This is a genomic window from Citrobacter sp. (assembly GCF_050252275.1).
Taxonomy (GTDB): Bacteria; Pseudomonadota; Gammaproteobacteria; order Enterobacterales; family Enterobacteriaceae; genus Citrobacter_A; species Citrobacter_A amalonaticus.
The window spans coordinates 1-4,280 of record NZ_JBFWLF010000350.1; the positions used below are offsets into that span (position 1 = coordinate 1).

At 57.8% G+C, this 4,280-nt stretch carries 3 protein-coding genes and 1 pseudogene; all 4 read left to right on the plus strand.

Features of this window, described 5'->3' with window-relative positions; genetic code table 11:
* Positions 1-187: pseudogene (locus AB7E14_RS21220) on the plus strand (thioredoxin-disulfide reductase); the annotation flags it as partial.
* Between the two features lie 114 nt (positions 188-301).
* On the plus strand, positions 302-2,068 hold the full coding sequence (cydD, locus tag AB7E14_RS21225) for a heme ABC transporter permease/ATP-binding protein CydD (protein ID WP_316962171.1): 1,767 nt from the start codon (positions 302-304) through the stop codon (positions 2,066-2,068).
* Positions 2,068-3,789: a heme ABC transporter ATP-binding protein/permease CydC gene (cydC, locus tag AB7E14_RS21230; protein ID WP_058587857.1), complete on the plus strand. Its 1,722-nt coding sequence runs from the start codon at positions 2,068-2,070 to the stop codon at positions 3,787-3,789. Before cydD ends, cydC begins: the two co-directional genes overlap by 1 nt.
* Before the next feature lie 44 nt (positions 3,790-3,833).
* Positions 3,834-4,280: leucyl/phenylalanyl-tRNA--protein transferase (aat, locus tag AB7E14_RS21235; protein ID WP_428169911.1), on the plus strand; the 447-nt coding region annotated here is incomplete at its 3' end.

Genomic DNA, 4,280 nt, shown 5'->3' on the forward strand with positions numbered 1-4,280 from the left:
CGGCTACAATAAAGTGCAGTCCGGGAGTCACGGTAACGCGACTCAGACCAGCATCCCGGGCGTCTTTGCTGCGGGCGACGTGAAGGACCACATTTACCGACAGGCTATCACCTCCGCAGGCACCGGTTGTATGGCTGCGCTGGATGCTGAACGCTACCTCGACGGTTTAGCCGACGCGTGCAAATAGTTTTTACAAATCAGCAACAAAAGTAAATAAGGCGACTATAGGTCGCCTTTATTTTTGCCCCGTTGTAACATTGCCCTGGCAAAAAATTCTGATAACTCACCTGCAAAGCGCGCAATGAATAAAACTCGTCAACAAGAGCTAACCCGCTGGTTAAAACAGCAAAGTGTCATTTCCCAACGCTGGCTTATGATTTCCCGTCTGCTGGGGTTTGTGAGTGGCGTACTGATTGTCGCTCAGGCCTGGATCATGGCTCGCATTCTGCAACATATGATCATGGAAAATATCCCGCGCGAAGCGTTGCTGTTGCCATTTGTCGTGCTGGTGCTGATCTTTATCCTCCGTGCCTGGGTCGTCTGGTTACGCGAACGCGTCGGATTCCATGCGGGCCAACACATCCGGTTTGAGATCCGCCGCCAGGTGCTCGACCGCCTGCAACAGGCCGGTCCGGCGTGGATCCAGGGAAAACCTGCAGGAAGCTGGGCCACGCTGGTGCTGGAACAGATTGACGATATGCACGACTACTACGCTCGTTATCTGCCGCAGATGGCGCTGGCGGTGTGTGTGCCCATCCTGATTGTCGCGGCTATTTTTCCGTCAAACTGGGCCGCCGCGTTGATCCTTCTCGGCACCGCGCCGCTGATCCCTCTGTTCATGGCGATGGTCGGTATGGGCGCTGCTGATGCTAACCGGCGTAATTTCCTCGCCCTGGCGCGTCTGAGCGGACATTTCCTCGATCGCTTACGCGGAATGGAGACCCTGCGCATTTTTGGCCGTGGTGAAGCGGAAACGGAAAACATCCGCGTCGCGTCGCAAGATTTCCGCCAGCGCACGATGGAAGTCCTGCGCCTCGCCTTTTTATCCTCGGGCGTACTGGAGTTTTTTACCTCGCTTTCCATTGCGCTGGTCGCGGTTTACTTTGGTTTTTCCTACCTCGGCGAACTTAATTTCGGCCACTACGGCACGGGCGTCACGCTGGCAGCAGGCTTCCTCGCCCTTATTCTGGCCCCTGAGTTTTTCCAGCCGCTGCGCGATTTGGGGACGTTTTATCACGCTAAAGCACAGGCGGTTGGCGCGGCAGACAGCCTGAAGACTTTTATGGAAACGCCGCTCGCCCATCCTGAACAAGGTGATGTGGAACTATCCACGCAAGAACCTGTTTCCATTGACGCCGTCGATCTCATCATTACATCGCCAGAAGGTAAGACCCTGGCGGGACCACTGAACTTCTCCCTCGCTGCCGGGCAGCGTGTCGTGCTGGTCGGTCGCAGCGGTTCGGGTAAGAGTTCTCTGCTGAATGCGCTTTCTGGCTTCCTCTCTTATCAGGGATCGCTGCGCATTAACGGGGTGGAACTTCGCGATTTGTCGCCAGAGTCCTGGCGTAAGCATCTCTCCTGGGTGGGGCAAAACCCGCAGTTGCCCGCGGCGACGATACGGGAAAACGTTCTTCTGGCTCGCCCGAATGCCAGTGAGCAAGAGTTGCGTGCCGCGCTCGACAGCGCCTGGGTCAGTGAATTCCTGCCGCTGTTACCACAGGGCGTGGATACGTCCGTTGGCGATCAGGCCGGACGTCTGTCCGTTGGTCAGGCGCAACGCGTGGCAGTAGCTCGTGCGCTCCTTAATCCCTGCAAGTTGCTGCTGCTGGATGAGCCGGCTGCCAGCCTGGATGCCCATAGCGAACAGCGGGTCATGCAGGCGCTGAAAGCGGCCTCAAAACGCCAGACCACCCTGATGGTCACGCACCAGCTTGAAGATCTGGCTGACTGGGACACGATTTGGGTGATGCAGGACGGACAGATTATCGAACAGGGCTCCTGGGCCGAACTGAGTACCGCCAATGGCGCATTTGCGACGCTGTTGGCCCATCGTCAGGAGGAAATCTAATGCGCGCGCTACTGCCTTATCTGACGCTCTATAAACGTCACAAATGGATGTTAACGCTGGGCATCGTGCTGGCGATCATCACCCTGCTCGCCAGCATTGGCCTGCTGACGCTGTCCGGCTGGTTCCTCTCTGCGTCAGCCGTCGCGGGCTTTGCCGGTATCTACAGTTTTAACTATATGCTGCCTGCCGCAGGCGTGCGCGGTGCGGCTATTACCCGGACTGCCGGACGCTATTTTGAGCGGCTGGTCAGCCATGATGCCACCTTCCGCGTGCTGCAACATTTACGTATTCACACCTTCAGCAAGCTGCTGCCGCTCTCCCCTGCCGGGCTGGCTCGTTATCGTCAGGGTGAACTGTTGAACCGCATTGTGGCGGATGTGGATACGCTGGATCACCTCTACCTGCGCGTCATCTCTCCCCTGGTGGGAGCCTTCGTGGTGATTATGGTTGTGACGATCGGTCTGAGCGTGCTGGATGTCACCCTCGCCTGCACCCTCGGCGGCGTGATGCTGCTGACGCTGTTTATTATGCCGCCGGTGTTTTATCGCGCCGGGAAAACCACCGGACAAAACCTGACGCACCTGCGCGGACAGTATCGCCAGCAGTTGACCTCATGGTTACAGGGTCAGGCTGAACTGACTATTTTCGGCGCCAGCGACCGCTACCGCGCGCAGATGGAGGCCACTGAGTTACAGTGGCACGAAGCGCAGCGCCGCCAGTCTGAACTGACGGCACTGTCACAGGCGCTGATGTTGCTCATCGGTGCCATTGCCATTTTGCTGATGTTGTGGATGGCGGCAGGCGGCGTAGGGGATAACGCTCAGCCTGGCGCGCTGATTGCCCTGTTTGTCTTTTGCGCGCTGGCAGCATTTGAAGCGCTGGCTCCGGTTACCGGCGCATTCCAGCATCTGGGACAGGTCATCGCCTCCGCCATGCGGATCACCGAACTGACCGAACAGAAGCCGGAAGTCACTTTCCCGACTGACGTATCCGACGTCCCGGATCAGGTCACTCTGACGCTGCGTGACGTTTCATTCAGCTACCCTGAACAGGCGCAAAAGGCGCTGGATTCGCTCTCCCTGCAGGTGAATCCAGGCGAGCATATCGCCATTCTTGGGCGCACCGGGTGCGGTAAATCGACATTACTCCAACTGCTCACGCGCGCGTGGGATCCGCAGCAGGGCGAGATCCTGCTCAACGGTTGTTCGATTGCAACTCTGAATGAAGCGACGCTGCGCAAGACCATCAGCGTTGTGCCGCAGCGCGTGCACTTATTCAGCGCCACCCTGCGCGACAACCTGCTGCTTGCAGCGCCTGACGCCAGTGACGACCAACTGGCAGACACGCTGCGCCGCGTCGGGCTGGAGAAACTCCTCGACGATGCTGGCCTCAACAGTTGGCTGGGCGAAGGCGGTCGTCAGCTATCCGGTGGCGAACTGCGTCGTCTGGCGATCGCCCGTGCGCTTTTGCACGATGCGCCGCTGATGCTGCTTGATGAACCGACGGAAGGCCTGGATGCGACGACCGAAAGCCAAATGCTTGAATTGCTGGCAGAGGTGATGCGCGATAAAACGTTACTGATGGTGACGCATCGCCTGCGCGGGCTCGCGCGTTTTGATCAAATAATAGTGATGGACAACGGCCAAATTATTGAGCAAGGTAATCACGCAGATCTGTTAGCGCAGCAGGGTCGTTATTACCAGTTTAAGCAAGGTCTGTAAGCTATTATTGAACGATCCGACTCGCGTACTGGAGTTCTGCTGTCATGCGCCTGGTTCAGCTTTCCCGACACTCTATCGCTTTCCCTTCGCCGGAGGGCGCTTTACGCGAGCCAAACGGCCTGCTGGCGCTTGGAGGCGATCTCAGCCCTGCGCGCCTGCTGATGGCCTATCAACGCGGTATTTTTCCGTGGTTTTCGCCTGGCGACCCTATTCTTTGGTGGTCACCGGATCCCCGCGCCATTCTGTGGCCTGACGCGTTTCATGTCAGCCGCAGTATGAAGCGCTTTCATAAGCGTTCTCCGTATCGCGTCACGCTGAATTATGCGTTTGGCCAGGTCATCGAAGGGTGCGCCAACGATCGCGATGAAGGGACATGGATCACCCAGGACGTGGTGGAGGCCTATCATCGACTGCACGAACTGGGGCATGCGCATTCCATTGAGGTCTGGCGTGAAAATACGCTGGTTGGCGGGATGTATGGCGTTTCCCAG